The 15015-nt window shown below is 66.9% G+C and carries 16 protein-coding genes, 1 tRNA gene and 1 pseudogene; 13 read left to right on the top strand and 5 right to left on the bottom strand.

Annotation, left to right across the window (positions count from 1 at the left end; all coding sequences use genetic code 11):
* Window positions 1-28 precede the first annotated feature (28 nt).
* On the top strand, window positions 29-781 hold the full coding sequence (locus tag BLU27_RS28690; protein ID WP_157728128.1) for a hypothetical protein: 753 nt from the start codon (window positions 29-31) through the stop codon (window positions 779-781).
* Between the two features lie 28 nt (window positions 782-809).
* On the opposite strand, the gene BLU27_RS00820 is transcribed toward BLU27_RS28690, so the two are convergent.
* Window positions 810-2089 (bottom strand): IS3 family transposase gene (locus tag BLU27_RS00820; protein ID WP_092649625.1). Its coding sequence is split into 2 segments (ribosomal slippage): window positions 810-1786 and window positions 1786-2089, totalling 1281 coding nucleotides; the frame shifts between segments, so codons are not numbered across the junction.
* Between the two features lie 389 nt (window positions 2090-2478).
* Here BLU27_RS00820 and BLU27_RS00815 point away from each other — a divergent pair.
* The 5 genes and pseudogenes from BLU27_RS00815 (at window position 2479) to trpD (ending at window position 7549) form a co-directional block, all read left to right on the top strand.
* Complete coding sequence (locus BLU27_RS00815; protein ID WP_092649623.1) at window positions 2479-3471, top strand: ATPase domain-containing protein; 993 nt, start codon at window positions 2479-2481, stop codon at window positions 3469-3471.
* Between the two features lie 177 nt (window positions 3472-3648).
* Window positions 3649-4608 (top strand): hypothetical protein, encoded by a 960-nt coding sequence (locus tag BLU27_RS00810; RefSeq protein WP_157728127.1) that lies wholly within the window; start codon window positions 3649-3651, stop codon window positions 4606-4608.
* A 1130-nt stretch (window positions 4609-5738) separates the two neighbouring features.
* Entirely contained in the window at window positions 5739-6287 is a 549-nt protein-coding gene (locus BLU27_RS00800) for an IS1096 element passenger TnpR family protein (protein ID WP_092649617.1), read from the top strand.
* A gap of 295 nt (window positions 6288-6582) precedes the next feature.
* Window positions 6583-6810, top strand: a pseudogene (locus BLU27_RS30965) (hypothetical protein); the annotation flags it as partial.
* 58 nt (window positions 6811-6868) lie between these two features.
* A complete protein-coding gene (gene trpD / locus BLU27_RS00795; RefSeq protein WP_338417611.1) occupies window positions 6869-7549 on the top strand; it encodes an anthranilate phosphoribosyltransferase in 681 nt (226 codons plus the stop codon).
* Between the two features lie 158 nt (window positions 7550-7707).
* On the opposite strand, the gene BLU27_RS00790 is transcribed toward trpD, so the two are convergent.
* A complete protein-coding gene (locus tag BLU27_RS00790; RefSeq protein ID WP_092649615.1) occupies window positions 7708-8190 on the bottom strand; it encodes a hypothetical protein in 483 nt (160 codons plus the stop codon).
* Between the two features lie 219 nt (window positions 8191-8409).
* Between BLU27_RS00790 and BLU27_RS00785 the strand changes: the two genes are divergently transcribed.
* Window positions 8410-8883 (top strand): hypothetical protein, encoded by a 474-nt coding sequence (locus tag BLU27_RS00785; protein WP_157728126.1) that lies wholly within the window; start codon window positions 8410-8412, stop codon window positions 8881-8883.
* Between the two features lie 139 nt (window positions 8884-9022).
* Here the strand turns inward: BLU27_RS00785 and BLU27_RS00780 are convergent, their stop codons facing one another.
* Window positions 9023-9307: a hypothetical protein gene (locus BLU27_RS00780; RefSeq protein ID WP_092649611.1), complete on the bottom strand. Its 285-nt coding sequence runs from the start codon at window positions 9305-9307 to the stop codon at window positions 9023-9025.
* A 574-nt stretch (window positions 9308-9881) separates the two neighbouring features.
* Between BLU27_RS00780 and BLU27_RS28685 the strand changes: the two genes are divergently transcribed.
* A complete protein-coding gene (locus tag BLU27_RS28685; RefSeq protein WP_157728125.1) occupies window positions 9882-10217 on the top strand; it encodes a hypothetical protein in 336 nt (111 codons plus the stop codon).
* 677 nt (window positions 10218-10894) lie between these two features.
* On the opposite strand, the gene BLU27_RS31055 is transcribed toward BLU27_RS28685, so the two are convergent.
* Complete coding sequence (locus BLU27_RS31055) at window positions 10895-11032, bottom strand: helix-turn-helix transcriptional regulator (RefSeq protein ID WP_422386118.1); 138 nt, start codon at window positions 11030-11032, stop codon at window positions 10895-10897.
* Between the two features lie 325 nt (window positions 11033-11357).
* Here BLU27_RS31055 and BLU27_RS00770 point away from each other — a divergent pair, with 325 nt between their 5' ends.
* The 5 genes from BLU27_RS00770 to BLU27_RS00750 are packed head-to-tail and all read left to right on the top strand — an operon-like array spanning window position 11358 to window position 14691.
* Entirely contained in the window at window positions 11358-11594 is a 237-nt protein-coding gene (locus BLU27_RS00770; RefSeq protein WP_092649609.1) for a hypothetical protein, read from the top strand.
* On the top strand, window positions 11591-13354 hold the full coding sequence (locus BLU27_RS00765) for a replication initiator (protein ID WP_197681623.1): 1764 nt from the start codon (window positions 11591-11593) through the stop codon (window positions 13352-13354). Before BLU27_RS00770 ends, BLU27_RS00765 begins: the two co-directional genes overlap by 4 nt.
* A gap of 38 nt (window positions 13355-13392) precedes the next feature.
* Window positions 13393-13578, top strand: a complete 186-nt coding sequence (locus tag BLU27_RS00760; RefSeq protein WP_241827709.1) for a helix-turn-helix transcriptional regulator — start codon at window positions 13393-13395, stop codon at window positions 13576-13578.
* Entirely contained in the window at window positions 13575-14153 is a 579-nt protein-coding gene (locus BLU27_RS00755; protein ID WP_157728124.1) for a site-specific integrase, read from the top strand. Before BLU27_RS00760 ends, BLU27_RS00755 begins: the two co-directional genes overlap by 4 nt.
* Window positions 14113-14691: a site-specific integrase gene (locus BLU27_RS00750; RefSeq protein ID WP_092649605.1), complete on the top strand. Its 579-nt coding sequence runs from the start codon at window positions 14113-14115 to the stop codon at window positions 14689-14691. Before BLU27_RS00755 ends, BLU27_RS00750 begins: the two co-directional genes overlap by 41 nt.
* A 25-nt stretch (window positions 14692-14716) precedes the next feature.
* Here the strand turns inward: BLU27_RS00750 and BLU27_RS00745 are convergent.
* Window positions 14717-14792: transfer RNA gene (locus BLU27_RS00745), tRNA-Arg, on the bottom strand.
* Between the last annotated feature and the right edge of the window lie 223 nt (window positions 14793-15015).

Raw genomic sequence — 15015 nt, 5'->3', positions numbered from 1 at the left:
AGGTGGCGCGGGGGTGATGGGGTCCGCCATGACTGTCGCCCTCGTGGCTGATTCCTCCGGTCTCGTCGAGGGCTTGTTCGCGTTCGTCGGCGGCTTGTTCACGCCGGTCAGCGTCGCGGTCACGCCGGTCGGCTTCGTGGTCGCGCTGGTCTGCGTCGCGCTCGCGGTCGTCTGCGAGTCTTTCCCGTTGGTGGGCTTCGCGGTCGCGCTGGTCGGCGATTGTCTCCCGTTTGTCAGCGATTCGTTCACGTTCGTCGGCATCGCGGTCGCGTTCGTCGGCCTCGTGGTTGCGCTGGTTACCGAGTTGGTCTCGTTGGTCGCCGGCGCGCGAACGTTCGTCGGCTTCGATGTATCGAAGTTCTTCGAGCCGACGGCGGGCGTCGGACGCCACGTTGCGGATGTAGGTCTTGCGGTGCCGTTCTTTGGTGGAGTCTTCGCGGCCTTCGGTGGCGGCGGCGCGTTCGTCCCGTGCTCGGCGGCGCCCCGTGGCGGCCTCATCCTCCTGGGCCGCGAGGAGTCTCCTTCTCTCCGACGCTCCCTTCCGCAGCCGCGCCGCGAGCGCGCGCGTCTGGGCGGCTCGCTGCCGGAAGGTCAGGGCGATCCGCTGCCTTCGGGGGATCTCGATCGGTTCGTACTGCCGACCGTCGTCGGCGGTGGGCATGTCTTCAACGTAGCGCGGCGGGCCGCTGAACTGTCGCAGCCTCGGCAGGGGGATACTCCGTGGGCCGGGCTGGCGAGGTGGGCACGCGGCGGCCGTGACCGCCCTCGAGACGCGGAATGAATCGCCCTGGGTCTTGTGGAGGCTCTGGCTATGTGATTTCGGCCAGTGGCTTGTCGCCCTGTTGGGTAGCGTAGAACGCTGCTTCGAACTCGGTGGGCGGTAGGTCGTTGAGGTAGCCGTGGAGCCGGGTGGTGTTGTGCCAGTGCACCCAGCCCAGGGTGGCCAATTCGACGTCGTCGACGGTGCGCCACGGGCCCGTGTGTGCTGGGCCGCGGATGAGTTCGGTCTTGTAGTAGCCGTTGACCGTCTCGGCCAGGGCGTTGTCGTAGGAGTCCCCGACCGTGCCGATCGAGGGCACCGCACCGATCTCGGCGAGCCGTTCTCCGTAGCGCACGCTGGTGAACTGCGACCCGGCATCGGAGTGACAGCGCAGCCCACCCAGCCGGGTGCCCCGTGACCATCGGGCCATCTCGATCGCGTCGGGCACCATCTGGGTGCGCATGTGGGAGGCGACCCGCCAGCCCACGATCGCCCTCGAGAACGCGTCGACGATGAAGCACACGTAGGCGACACCGGCGAAGGTCGGCACGTAGGTCAGGTCGGTCACCCACAGCTGGTTCGGCGCGGTGGCGGTGAAGTCGCGCCGCACCAGGTCCGGATGCCGCGGTATGCCCTCACCGGGACGGGTGGTGATCACCCGTTTACTGCGGCGGGCGCCGGCGATGTGTTCGGCCCGCATCAGCCGGGCGGTCTGGTCCCGGCCGATGTCGTGCCCGGCCCGTCGGGCCGCCTTCCACAACTTGTGTGCCCCGTAGACGGAGTAGTTGTCCTCCCACAGCTTGCGCAGTACCGCCCGCAGCTGTGCGTCGCGGCGTGCCCGCGCCGACGGTGTGCGGGACTTGATCGCGTAGTAGGTGCTGGACGCCACCCGCACTCCTGCGGACCGCAGGACCGCGCAGATGGGCTCGACTCCAAGCTCCCTACCCTCAAACACCACGTGACGGTTCGCGTCGATGAAGGTAGCTACTTCTTGTGCTGGCGGTCGAGCTCCGCCCCGAAGAAAGACGCCGCACGCTTGAGGATCTCATTCGCCCGGCGCAGCTCCCGGTTCTCCTGCTCCAGCTCAGCGATCCGCGCAGCTTCAGCCGAGGTCATCCCAGGCTTCGCGCCGTCGTCGATGTCGGCCTGACGCACCCACGTCCGCAGGGACTCCACCCCGTAGCCCAACTGTTCCGCGACCCGCTGCACCGTCCCGTGCTCAGACCCCAACTCGGTCCGCAACGTGCGCACCATCCGCACCGCCGCAGCCTTCTCCTCTGGGCTGTACCGCCGCGTCTGCGGCTTCCCAGGCACCTGCTCCTTCGGCATGGCTCCATCCTCGTATCCAAGGTCAGGAGCCTCCAAGCGACCCAGGGCGATTCAGAAATTAAAGGGATAGGGAATTTCGTCCCCGTTCGGAGCCGTGTAGGTCCATCCGGCGGTGGGTGCCGACGTGGCCTTTGGGCGCACATGCCGGTGAAAGGTCGGCTCGTAGGACCCTGTGTCCGGGCGGTCCGGTTCGGTGTGGTGGCTGATATGAGGTACAAGAGTCCGGGACAGGTCTGGTGATCTTCCGATCAGCGCTGTGATGATTCAACCGGCGGGCGTGTCGTGAATTGAATGCCTTTCCCGTCGGCCGGATAGCGGCCGGATACTGCATCGGCCCCTAATATCAGGCTGATTTTGGGGGTACCAATGGCTTCGCCGGATGCGTCCTTTTGTCCCACTATCCGAATGTCGGGGAGGTCCGTACCGAACTCTTCCGCTTCTCCAACCATCTCAAAGCCCTTGGCATCATCTATGTCCTCACCGCCGAACGCCTCCAGGAGCATGACGGGGTCTCCCACCTCGGAGTCGAGGAATTCGTCCTGGACAACGTGATCGTCCTGCGGAACGTCCTCCAGGCCGAACGCCGTCGCCGACCCATCGAGATCGTCAAGTTCCGCGGCGCCCCGCACCGCACCGGTGAGTGGCTGTTCACCATCGACCCCACCCAGGGCATGGTCATCATCCCGCTGGCGTTCCTCACTCCCCGGGAGGAGGCCTCCGCCGCGAAGGTGTCCACCGGCACCCCAGACCTGGACGAAATGTGCGGCGGCGGGTTCTACAAGGACGCGATCGCGCTCCTCACCGGCCCCACCGGAGCCGGCAAGACGCTGGCCGGGCTGATGTTCGCCAACGCTGCGTTCGAGGCCGGGGAGAAGTGCCTGCTCTACACCTACGACGAGACCCACGACCGCCTCGTCCGCAACGCACGAGGGTGGGGCATGGACCTGGAAGCGATGGAGAGGTCCGGACTGGTCCGCGTCGTCTCCTCCTACCCGGAGGAAGCCTCGCTGGAGGACCACTTCCTCGGCATGCGGAGAGAAATCGAGGACTACGAACCCAACAGGATGGTCGTCGACACACTCTCCGCCCTCGAACGCATCGTCGCACCCCGGGGACTCCTGGACTTCGTGATCGCCCTGGGCGCAGTGCTCCGCCAAGGCGAGATCACCACCCTGCTCACCTCCGCACCCAGCGGTCGCTTCTCCTCCACCCCCACACCGGCAATCGCAACCGAGATCGCCAGCCTCGCCGACGTCAACATCGAAATACGCTTCGTCGAACTATCCGGGGAACGCCAACGCACCATACCGTCCTCCAGTCCCGCGGAACCTGGCACGACCAGAGAAGCTCGGACGCATTGGTCTTCGGCGTTATCGGTGTGAAGTCCTCCGGCAACTGGAAGGAGCGAGCTACCCGTTGCATGGGCACTTTGCTCCACAGATCCGCCAAGCACCTCCTGAGTCAAGACAACAGCGCTGGACCCGTGTGCTCGGTCGAATGATGTGCGACATCAGACCGCGATCGGCTTGTGGCTTCGACCGAGGCCCTAACCTGTGGCCATGGATCGCGAGCCGCCGGCTTGGGCACAGGCACTGGGTCGGATCGCTGCTTTCGGCGTGCGGACGGCAGTTGGTGTCGTCGAGTATCGCCAACCTGTCGACGCGGACGAGTATGGACAGGTCGAGGAGGGGAGCTGTCGGTTCTGGTACGCGGCTCCGCGTTCGTGGCGGGTCGAGGACCAGGCGGGTGTGCGCCACGTTCAGGATTCCGAGTGGACATACCTGCGCCGGCCCGGTGGGGGGATGCTGCGGCTTCATCGCCCCACGATGGGTTTCGCGGACTTCGGCGGTCATCCGGCGACGCTGCTGGGAAACGATGACGATCGGGTGGAGCGATTCACCCGAGGCGACGACTTCTCCGTCCCGCAGGGCCCGCCCGTCCCAGTCGAGGTAGCGGATCGTCCCTGCTGGGAGTTCAGGCTTGCAGCGTCGCCCGAAAACACCAGCAAGCCGCACCTGCTGCGGGTCGCCGTCGACGATGCCACCGGCGCAGTGCTGCGGATGCAGGTGCCCGAGCTTGGGGCCCATGTCACAGCCGTCGAGTTTCACCCGGATGTGGAACTTGAGCCTGCGCTGTTCACCTGGGACGGCCCGGTGGACGAGGATCATGAGGACGAGCTGGCCGCCCTACGACAGTCAGAGGAGTGGCTGGCGGAGCAGCAGCTGCCGGTTCCGCGCTGGTGGCCGGACGGCGTGGGTTACACCGCGGATCACGGTGACCCGCAGACCGGTGCGTTCAGCGTTCATCTCGAGGTGCCCGGGTATCCGTCGTTAGCGAGGTGGCCGGTTGCCAGTAGCGAGCCGGCCTGGTGGCGTGAGCGGACTGCCGGTCGACACCGCCACGAGTGGTCCGACGACGCATGGCGATGGAGTCTCGCAGTCGACGAGCCTCTGGCCGCTGAGCAACTTGCTCGAGTGGTCGAATCCATCCCGCGCACTCCCTCCATCGCTCATGAGTAGTGCAGGCCTCGGATGGATGTGACGTAACGCTCTCGGTCATGGCGCGAGGTGTTCTCCATCGTGGCTGCGGATGGCCGGTCGTGACGTGGAGATCGCGGCGAGCCTGGACAGGTTGCCCACGGGATGATGTTGCACATTGGTTGCACGGCCGGGCCCGGGAGGCTGAGGAATGAGGCGAAGCTGATCATCCGCATTGCGGCTGACCTGCGGTTCTGTCGGTACCCCCGGCAGGATTCGAACCTGCGACACACGGTTTAGGAAGCTGGTCCGGGCGTTCTCGTTTAGGCTCAAAATGGCGGCTGACCTGCGGCTTCTCTTGACGCCATTGGTGATCGTTTGGCGTCTCCTGGGGATGCCGTGTGGCCAAAATGCGGCCACTTTCAAGCCTGCCCTGGAGCGTCGGGAGGGAGGACGTCGAAGCCGCCGCGGTGCCAGAGCCACTCGTAGGCGTACCGGTCGAGCCATGGTGTCCAGAACCAGATTCGTGCCCATCGCGGTACTCGCTCGAGGTGCGGTTCGACGCCATCGGGTGGGGTCCAGTTCCATCCGGGTCGGACTCCTGCTGGCGGTCTCCATCCGCCTGGTGATGGGCGAGCGTAGGTCATCCAGCGGACGCGCTGCTTGTGGCGCTCGTCCCACTCGTCGCCGGCGTCACTCGTGCCCACGTCGCCATCCTCCCGGCCCACGAGACCACCTGCAGCGCTTCAGGAAGCTCCGAGGGGCGGAGGGTTTACCCGGTGGCCTGGCTTGGTCCGGGAGGTCGGCGGCCCGTAGCCTGCCCGGGCGCGGTGGGCAGCTTGGCTGCCCGCCCTTGACCGCCCGCCGTGGGCCGCCGGCCTTCGGGTCCCGGGCCAAGCGAGGTGGGTAAAGCCTCCGGCCCGCCACCAGCCACGCACGGTTCTGGTCCCGCGTAGCGGGACGTTGATGAGGGTCGCCAGTGTTCTGGCGGCCCTCTTGTCGCGCCCAGCCGCGCCGGCCGACCGGCGCCGAAGGCGCGGAGGGAGGGCCGGCGCCGTTCAGGCGGGCGCGCGGCGGCCGTGAGGCCGCCTTTAAAGACGTAGGGAAACTCATCACCGGAGTCGTTCAATAGACTTTTCGGTCGTCGTCGTTGGGCGTGGAGGTAGTTGATTGTGGCTCGTACGTGGTTGTCGGTCCGGGTAGAGCTGGTCGGTGGGAGGGGCACGGACCTGTGGCCCCGCCCTGGCCGCATTTTCGCGGCCGCGAGATCGCATTCCTTCGGCCAGCTCGCCGATGCGATTAACCTGGCGTTCGCCCGGTGGGACCTGGCCCACCTGGACGTGTTCACCCTCGCCGACAGGACCGAGATCACCGCTTTGGATCGGTGGGACGGCGAGGCGCCGGATGGCAGCCTCGACAGCCACAGGACCAAGTTGAGCCGCCTCAGCCCGGGTGAACAGTTCGCGTACGTGTTCGACCTCGGCGACAACTGGGCGCACCTGTGCACCGTCACCACCGGCCGCATCGATCCCCTGGACCAATTGGGTGTGGTGCCCACCGAACCGGTCCCGTACTTCGGCTGGGGTGACTTGCCTGATCAGTACGGGCGCCGGTGGGACGGCGACGATGGCGACCTGCCGGCACCGAAGCAGCCAGCGCAGCTCCTCGCCGAGCTGCCGCCGATCCTCCCGTGGTGGGGGCCACACGAACGCAGAGATTAGCTGGCCAACACGCTAGGGCATTCATTGCCGAGCTGGGCTCTGATGTGTCAAGGCGCCGCTGACGCGGCGCAGTCGCCCGGCCGCCCTGCGGGCGGCGCTGGCGCGCCGTCCTCGGGCTCACCGGGCGACACGACGGTGTGGGAGCGTGGCTGAGGTAGTCGCCGAACCGGCAGGCTTTACCCACCTCCCTCGGATCGAGGACCCTAAGACCGGGGGACCGGCTCGGGGCACAACGGGCAGGCCAGGAACCCGCCCGAGCCGCGGAAGCTTACGGCCCCCCGGTCTCCGCGACCCGATGCAGGACACCGAGCAAACCCTGCCGCTCCTTCATCCCGTCCGCTGGATGGCGGCCGGTGGCGACAGGCAGGAGTCGGCTGGCACCATGCGGCAGATGTCGTCGACTCGCTTGTGGCCTGCTCTACTAAGCGCTCTCCTGGCCGGCTCTGATCTGAGCATGGCGGATACCTCCTGGGTGATGGCCCAGGTCATCCGTAACGACGCCTCGCCTGCTCGTCTTGCTGCCTTCCTCGTGGCCTTGCGGGCGAAAGGGGAGACAGCGGAGGAAATCGCGGGTCTGGCCCATGGATGTCCTAGAGTGCCTAGGCCTCAACCTCGATCTTCCGGTCGAGCGGGTAGCTCAAATGGCCGAAGAGGTGGGCATCACGTTCTGCTTCGCGCCCAAATTCCATCCGGGTCTGCGCCACGCGAGCCCGACACGACGCGAACTGGGTGTGCCGACGGCGTTCAACGTGCTGGCCCCTCTGATCAACCCTGCGCGGCCTCCGCACCAGCTCGTCGGTGTTGCGCCGTCGAAGATGACCAGAGTTGTCGCGGGCGTCCTGGCGCGGCGAGGAGGTACGGCCCTGGTCGTTCGCGGTGACGACGGGATGGACAAGCTGACCACGACGACGACCTCACAGATCTGGGTCGTTCGAGACGGCCAGGTAGGCCGCCGAGTGCAGCTTGACCCAAGGGACCTCGGCATACCTCAGGCCACGCAATCCGACCTGCGCGGCGGGAACGCTAGAGAGAACGCGACCACCGTCCGGAGAGTCCTCGACGGTGAGCGCGGCCCAGTCCGCGACATCGTGCTTCTCAACGCCGCAGCCGCCATTGTGGCGATGAATCCCACGGAAGAATGTTTGTCGCAGGATCTGACAGAGGCGCTCGCCCACTGCGCCGAGGCCGTCAACTCCGGTGCGGCGGCCAACGTACTCGCGCGATGGATCGCCGCAGCCACAACCACGTCTGCGCCTCGATAGGTCGCCGCTTCTGGGCGGGGTCGCACAGCAGCGGAGTACAGCAACGACAACGACCAGAACCGACTTATCCCGACGTGCAATGGCGTGACTCGCGCCCGTACGACCGCCATCAACCTTGCCGCCGATAGTTCGGGACGAAGGGACCAGCCGTACCCGCATCACAGGCAGCGGATCCATCCGACGATCAGGGAAGATCCGCCGTCCGGCAGCCGAAGCCATGTGTAGCCGGCCTCCACTGACGCCTGCGCCACAGCCTCCTCGCCGCGTCGTCGAAGGCAACTCGGCACCGAACCGCTCTCGCGGCGGCTGCTCCTGTCCGTCCACTCGACCTCTCCCGGGATTAGCGCGCTGACGCCGCCCCTGTTGGCTTGGAAGGTGCCCAAGTTGTCGGTGTTGCGGAAGAAGGCTGTCCCCCGACTGACTGTGACAGGCTTCGCTCCGACAGGCAGCTTCACGCCAACCAGCCCACCGACCAATAACGCGCCGACAATCGCGGCGATACCGATCGGGAGGCGGACGACGAACGAGCGGCTTGCCCAAGCGTTGGAAGACATGACGCGATCATGGCAGTTCCGCACGACCACGGGCACCGATTCGGCCTCCTCAACCTGAACCAGCCTGGCGCCAACGACCTGCGCCACCCAGGCGTGCAACCTGCGTGCAACAGTCGGCGGGACAGCCATGGATGATCTTGGACCATCACCGGGCGTACGAGCCTTCCTGCAGGCGTGAACGAACGACCGGCGGACCGCTACGGACGAGTGGGGATGGGTTCCTAACCCGCCCCTCGCCGGGCCATTCACGGGCCATTAGCCGAGGTCCGCCAGAATCGAGTCCAAGGCCCTGCTCAAGGAGGCGCCGTGGCAATGTCAGCCGGTCGGTCCGCTTTCGCCCTTGCCGACGACGCCGATGAGGCCACCGCGATCGCCGCTCACCAGGAAGGCCTGCGTGTCGTGCGCGGAGCGCTTCGGCGCGTCTGGATAGACGCCATCTCCGACAGTCCGTGGCCTGAGCAGGCGCAAGTCGCCCTCCGCGCTCTGCTCGACCTCGCCGAACTTCATCACACCAGCGACACCGGCATCGAGTTGGATGTTAGCGATGACGATCAGTTCGACCTGGTAGTGGCCCTGTCACCGTTCACAATCAGTGCGGAAGGCTGGGCTGAGTCCGACGAGCAGATCTACAGCGCGAGCGACACAGGAACTGGGCTGTGGATGGCGCTGACACCGAGGGAACACAGCGAAGTCCGTGAACGGCTCCTCACCCGCGGCGCGGATCCCAACGCCATAATCCCCCAGCCGCCGAGAAGGCGCCTTGATGGATGTTCATTCTGACCCCAGCGTGACCCCGACGACCTGCCACATCGGGCGACGATGAGCACCTGGTCGACGAGCATCGGAGCGCAAAGCAGCAGTTCGCGATCAAGCTGCCTGTCTCTACGGATAATGAGGTCAGTCGGATCTCTTGGAGGGGCTACTCACCCACGAAGGAGCCGTCTGGCGCGACGATGAAGCTATCTCCGACAGGAGAGAACGCTGCCCAGCCACCGTCATCCACGTAGACCAAGATCCTCAGGTGAACCGCCTCCTGATCGTCCCAGAACCCCTCGGTCTCTACCTGGTAGACGGTGCCGGATACGGCGCGTACTTCGTCGCACTGTGGCTGGTCGAGGAAGCGATCACGAAGCTCTGCGTACGACATCTGACGTAGCTCAGCGATCCGGTCCACCGCCAGCCGCCGGGCCTCCGTCTTGTCCACGTCGCCATCATCCGACGTGAGCCCACTCGAAGGCGAGCGGGTTAAGGCCCATCGCGCAGGAGCCGCGTACAGGAGCGAAGTACAGCAACGGCAACGACCAGAGCCGACCTGTCCCGGCCCAAGATGGGGCCGGCCCCCTCGTCGAAGCTCTCCCACTGGCGTCGCACCGTGCAGGGGGGCCCAGCTCGCCTTCAAGCTCGTCCGCGAACGCGCGCAGCTGTCGTCCTATCCTGTCGGCCGACCACGCCGGCGCAGACTCCTCGGTGGCCACGGGCGCAGGCTACCCCCGCCAGCACGAGTACAGCAGCGATCTACAGCACCCTCCACCCGTGCAACCCCCGTGCAACTACGAGCAAGACCATCCCGGATGATCTCGGACTGTCAATGGCGCCCGAGCCGTCCTGGCCGCGTAAACGAGCTGCCAGCGAACAGGTCTGGACGAGCGAGGATGGGTTCCTAACCCGCGCGTCGGCCATGGATCGGGCCGTGCCATCCACGTGCCGTTACGGCGGGCCAGGACCGGATCCTGTAGGTCACTCCAGGCCGCTGAGGTCATGCAAGGCATCATTGCCCGGTGGCCAAGCATGTATCCCGGAACCGGGTGCACGGTGACCGACTGTGGGATGACGAGGGCAGGGTCTGGATTCGTTCCGGCGCCGGCTGGGCGAGTGTGCAGGATGTCGAGCGACTCTTGCGCGAAGGCCGGCGCATCGTGGTGCACGGCTTCGGACGGCCCATGGTGTGGATCCCTGCAGAACGGAGCGAGCTCTTCTGGGCGTCAATCCGTGAGCACTTCCGTTCAAGTGAGGCGCCGCCTGGCCCTCAGCCGGACGCCGACGGCCTGACCTATACCGCCATGATTTGGCGTAGCGGTGAGGACAACCTCCTTGGCTTCGATGCACGTTGCTAGTCCCCGGCCGGCGTGCCATCTGCGTGCTATCCGCGTGCTATCCGTCACGGGCTCTGAGGGGTCAATCCCGGGCACCCACGGAGCACGCTCGCGAGCGGCAGAACGCCGGTCGAGCGCGACCCGCCTCAGATTCCCAAGCTGACCGTCGTCCAGGCGGAGCTGTGCCCCTGACGTGCCCCCGACCGGCCCACAGCAGCCGTTAATGATCAAGTCTCGCCGCCTCGAACCATGCTCGGCGTCAGACACGCGCTGCGAGGCCCGGCGCACGAGAACCCACTCGTAATGCGTAGCTCGGCTCACTGGTACGGCCGGTACGTCACCTTGTGACCTTGGCGACGCCATCCAGGCACCGCGAGACAGACGAGTGGAAGTGGAAGCGTCCGGACCGAGACAGCCTGAATCGCCTGGCCCTCCCACGAACCTGTCCTCGTCCTGGTTCGAACGCATGGACTGAGCGCGGCGTGCCCCTCCATGTGCCCCAAGCCAGGTTGGTCGTAGCGGATAATCCCGAGCTCTTCAGTGTGTTGCGCCGGCCTCGACATTAGTCGGCTTCGAGGTCGAGGTGCTCGTGGTTCTTCGACGTCTGCAAGGACGCCCACCGGTCTCCGGTGGAGGGATGGGATGAGTGGGCATGCCGGCGAGCTCGGCGAGTGAGATGTCCAGTGCCTTTGCGATGGCTACTGCGACGGGAACAACGGTTGTTGGTCGCCTGCTTCGTATCTTCGGATCTGTCGCATGTGCACGCCGGCTGCCTGGGCCAGCTGCGCCTGTGACAACCCCAGCTCACGGCGTCGGCCTCGGAGCACCTTCGACATTTCCATGCCTACATCTTCCAGGGACGTGTTCTTCTTGACAACGGGACTCATCCGTCCCACCATGGTCGAACTGTCCGCAGGGCGGACGACCAGCCCTCTTCATGGGCAACCTAGTTTGCGCACGGCTCGCCGTCAGATCGGCTTGAGCTTCTTCGAATCGGGCGCGTACATGTGGCCACACGGTGGCGTGTGGTGAGGCATGGTGCCTCCTTCCATTTGATTCCAGGCAACGGACCTCGGTGTCCTGCGGTTCCGCCTGCAGTCCATGGCGAGGAACCTGCAGCGACATCTGCCACGCTCATCAGACGAAGAAGGAAGCCCAGCCATGGCCGTGCGTTCGTACCAGTGGTGGGGCGCCGCCTGTGACTCCTGCGACGCCGAGTTCGAGACCAACCACAACGAGATGCCGTGTGAGCCGGAGGATCTGGCGGACTTCGGCTGGGCCGTCGACGGTCACAACGCACTGTGCCCGGCCTGCGCGGCACGCGAGGGCACCCGACCCGAAGACCGCAAAATCACCCACCTCGCCGACCGGCGGAACAACGCTGGACGGCGAGGGTGACCGACTCGACGGCGACCATCACCCCCGACACCACACCCACGGTGGCGGGGGCGGTGGCCGTGGCCGAGACGATCCGGACCGTCGACGCCAACGGCGCGGTCTGGTTGCACACCCCGCCCCGACCCAAGCCCGACGGACTGGACCTCACGGACCTGCGGGGCGCGGACAGGTTCTCCGCGTCGACGACCGCGATGGTCCGCGGTGCTTCGCCCGATTACCGGCGCTGGCTCTCGCACGTGCATTCGGCGGCGGGTTGTTCTCAGCCTGTGCGGTTGGCGGGCATGGTCCGCACCACCAACGTCAACACCAGAACGGGTGAGGTCACCGAGACCAAGACGGTGACCGAGGACATGCCCGACGGGGTGATCTACAAGGCCTGCGGCAATCGCCGGGCGTCGGTGTGTCCGTCGTGTTCGGAGATCTACCGCGCCGATGCCTACCAGCTGGTGCTCGCCGGGATGCGCGGCGGCAAAGGCGTCCCCGAGACCGTGTCGGGGCATCCGGCGGTGTTCGCCACCGCCACCGCGCCCGGCTTCGGGGTGGTGCACACCACCCGCACCAACAAGAAGAGTGGAAAGCCCGAACCCTGCCGGGCTCGTCGTGCCCCGGACCTGTGCCCGCACGGCGTCGACATGCGGTGCATGACCAGCCACGCCGAGGGGGACGAGCGGCTCGGCCGGCCCCTGTGCCCGGACTGCTACGACTACGACCACCACGCGGTGTGGAACACCTTCGCCGGCGAACTGTGGCGCTACACCACCATGAAAGCCAACCGCGAGCTGCGGAAGTGGGCCCGCCGCCACGGCTACGCCGAACGGGTCGAGGACCCCGAGACGGGCAAGGTCTCGTCGAAGGTGCCGGTGCGGATCTCGTTCGGGAAGGTCGCGGAGTTCCAGCGCCGCGGCCTGGTCCACTTCCACGTCCTCGCTCGCTTCGACGGTATCCACCCTCTGGACACGGACCTGGTAGTTCCGCCGCCTGACTGGGCGAACGTGTTCTTGCTGTCCTGGATTCTCGAACAGGCCCTCGCCGCAACGGCGTACCGCACCCCGCCGCACGTGGTCCACGACCACGACGGCCGTACCCTCGTCGACCGACCCGACGGGTGGCTCCTGCGGTGGGGATCGCAGGTGGACGTCCGACCGGTACGGCTTCGCGGTGAGGACAAGTTGTCCGGCGAACGGGTCGTCGACGAGCTCGACCACAGTGACGCCACCGGCGGCACCGGCCAGCTCGACAAGCATGGACGGCGGCGGTTGCTGTCCGGCCCCGCGGTGGCGGGGTATCTGGCGAAGTACGCCACGAAGGCGACCGAGGCTGCCGGGCACACCTCCCGCAAGATCACCGACGAGACGGTCGACTTCTACGCCAACGACACCCACCCCGGACGGCTCATCGAGGCGTGCTGGCGGCTCAGCCAGAAAGGCGACCAGTCGGCTCAGGAGTGGCGGGACAGCAAGTACTACGCGCTGCGGCGGTGGGCACACATGCTCGGCTACGGCGGGCACTTCTTCTCCAAGTCTCGCCGCTACTCCACCACCTTCAAACGACTCCGCCAAGCCCGCGTCGACTACCGCCGCGCCCACCACGAGTCGGCCGAGCACCTCGAGGAGAACGAGGTCCTGGAGTCGGTCGGTGAACTCGTGTTCGCCGGTTCGGGCTGGCACACCACCGGCGACGCCATGCTCGCCAACACCGCAGCCGCCATGGCCCGCGAGCGGCGGCAAGTCGGACGGCTGGAGATCGCAACTTCGGGTTGACGCACATCGGACTGCATTGCAGGGAAGGGATCAGGAGCGTGAGTCACGAGCGACTGTGGACGCCCGCCCAGGTGTGTGAGTACCTGGGCGTGCCGGTCGAGACGCTGTACCGGTGGCGCTACATCGGCACCGGTCCTCGGGCCGCGCGGATCGGGAAGCATCTGCGCTACGACCCGGCCGACGTATATGCCTGGGTGGAGGAGCAGAAGGCGACCGCCGCATGAGCGTGGAGAAGCGCGGCGACAAGTGGCGAGCCCGGTACCGCGGCCCGGATGGGCGGGAGCGCAACAAGAGCTTCCGGCGCAAGCTCGACGCGCAACGGTGGCTTGCCGACCAGAAGGTGCGGCTCTCGCGGGGTGAGTGGGTGGACCCGGCGGCGCTGCGGGTGGAGTTCGGCGCCGTTGCGCGGGAGTGGTTCGACGGCACCTTGCACCTGAAGCCGCGGACTCGCTCGTCGTACCGGCGGCTGCTGGACTTGCGAGTGTTGCCCCGGTGGGAGCGGATCCCGATGGGCAAGGTCGCCGGGATGCTGCCCGAATGGATCTCTGACCTTGCCTCGTCGGGGCTGTCGGCGTCGCAGGTGCGGCAGACGGTATACGTGTTCTCCTCGGTGTGCCAGCACGCGATCCGGACCGGTCGGCTACTCGCGAACCCGGTGGCCGGCATCAAGCTGCCGAAGCTGGTGTCGTCGGGGGAACGGCGGTTCCTGAGTCACGAGGAGGTGGCCAAGCTCGGACGAGGCCGGTCCATACGGCACCTTGGTCCGCACCCTTGCCTACACAGGGCTGCGCTGGGGTGAGGTGATCGCGCTCCGCGTTCGTGACCTCGACCTGGCGCGTGGGCGGCTGGACGTGCGGCGTGCGTACGTCGACATCGACGGCCAGCTGGTGGAGGGGAAGCCCAAAACTCACCAGTCGCGGTCGGTCCCGCTGCCTGCTGCACTCCGCGACGAGCTCGGCGCCCTGGTCGCCGGCCGCGATCGTGACGCGCTGGTGTTCACCGCCCCCGAAGGTGGGCCACTGCGGGTCGGCAACTTCCGGCAGCGGGTGTGGACGCCGGCGGTGAAGGCGGCCGGCCTCGATGGGTTCACCATCCACGGCCTCCGGCACACGGCCGCCTCGCTCTACATCTCCGCGTGCACGCCGCCGAAGGTCGTCCAGCGGGTGCTCGGCCACGCGTCCGTGGTCATGACGATGGACCTGTATGGCCACCTGTACCCCGACGAGATGGACACCTGGGCGGCGCGGCTCAACGAGGTCGCGGGCCAGTCGGGGGTGTGGCCAGAACGTGGCCAGAACGACGGTTCGGAGGCGACGAGGGCGGAGGTCGGCCGGTGATCATGTCGCTGACCTGCGGTTCTGCTGGTGCCCCCGGCAGGATTCGAACCTGCGACACACGGTTTAGGAAACCGTTGCTCTATCCCCTGAGCTACGAGGGCGCGGTTGCTCACCTTACCGGGCGCCGGAGGGGCACCAATGCCCAGGACTGCCCGGTGTGGACTGTACCGCCGGGGCCGCCCGGATGAGACCTGCGACAACCGTTTCGCAGGAGTATGTTGCCGCCCATGTCCCGGCCCCCGGCAGACGTACGCCCAGTAGCAGGCCTGGCAGGAGCCCCGCTGGTAGGCCCCCTGGTGGGCCCCCGGACGCGCCCGCAGGCCG

This window comes from Actinopolymorpha singaporensis (genome assembly GCF_900104745.1).
GTDB classification, from domain to species: domain Bacteria; phylum Actinomycetota; class Actinomycetes; order Propionibacteriales; family Actinopolymorphaceae; genus Actinopolymorpha; species Actinopolymorpha singaporensis.
Note: the sequence above shows the minus strand (reverse complement) of the source record. Positions and strands in the feature narration are given on the sequence as shown.

Coding starts and splice junctions, on each gene's coding strand:
- BLU27_RS28690 (WP_157728128.1), top strand. CDS start 29: ATGACTGTCGCCCTCGTGGCTGATTCCTCCGGTCTCGTCGAGGGCTTG.
- BLU27_RS00810 (WP_157728127.1), top strand. CDS start 3,649: ATGGATCGCGAGCCGCCGGCTTGGGCACAGGCACTGGGTCGGATCGCT.
- trpD (WP_338417611.1), top strand. CDS start 6,869: ATGGATGTCCTAGAGTGCCTAGGCCTCAACCTCGATCTTCCGGTCGAG.
- BLU27_RS31055 (WP_422386118.1), bottom strand. CDS start 11,032: ATGTCGAAGGTGCTCCGAGGCCGACGCCGTGAGCTGGGGTTGTCACAG.
- BLU27_RS00770 (WP_092649609.1), top strand. CDS start 11,358: ATGGCCGTGCGTTCGTACCAGTGGTGGGGCGCCGCCTGTGACTCCTGC.
- BLU27_RS00755 (WP_157728124.1), top strand. CDS start 13,575: ATGAGCGTGGAGAAGCGCGGCGACAAGTGGCGAGCCCGGTACCGCGGC.